This is a genomic window from Streptomyces hilarionis, from assembly GCF_024539675.1.
Classification (GTDB): Bacteria; Actinomycetota; Actinomycetes; order Streptomycetales; family Streptomycetaceae; genus Streptomyces; species Streptomyces hilarionis.
This window is the reverse complement of record NZ_JAHHIT010000422.1, coordinates 1-483: the sequence shown is the minus strand read 5'-3', so window position 1 is coordinate 483 and position 483 is coordinate 1. Positions and strand designations below refer to the sequence as shown.

Sequence of the window (483 nt, the reverse complement as noted above, 5' to 3'; positions counted from 1 at the left end):
CATAAAGCTGGGTAGCTGACATGGCTACCCGATGGGTAACCACGTCAATCCAGGAAAGCATGCCCCCCTGATCGATCAACTCCTGACACGCAACAGCGAATGGCCCCCCATCAATGATGTAGTGCGTCATCTGCTGGCCGCATTGTTTGCCACCAGGTTCACCCGTATCTGACGGCATCAGTCCGATGGCTTTCATTTTGTTGGCCCACTCGCGATTGTGGTAGCCACTCCTTGAAGGAGTGCCTAAGTGAACCTGCCACTGATGTACCTGTTCATGAGCAAGTGTCGAAAGGGTCTGATCGATACGACGATGCGCGAAGTACGCACAGTTGAGTGCAATCTCATCGCTTTTCCCCGCGCCGTTCCGGCGCAGGAACCGCGAAGGAGAGAAGTACCCGAATGTGTTCGCCTTTCTTTGCAAAGTGAAAATACAACCAGGCAACTGGCCGTCGAATAATTTCTCGTTGAACCAGTCGTAAGCCC

Annotated in this window: 1 protein-coding gene; it reads right to left on the bottom strand. The window is 53.2% G+C overall.

Translation table 11 applies throughout. The annotated features are described in order from the left end of the window. Positions 1-483: SprT-like domain-containing protein (locus tag KMS84_RS43825; protein WP_256921286.1), on the bottom strand; the 483-nt coding region annotated here is incomplete at both ends.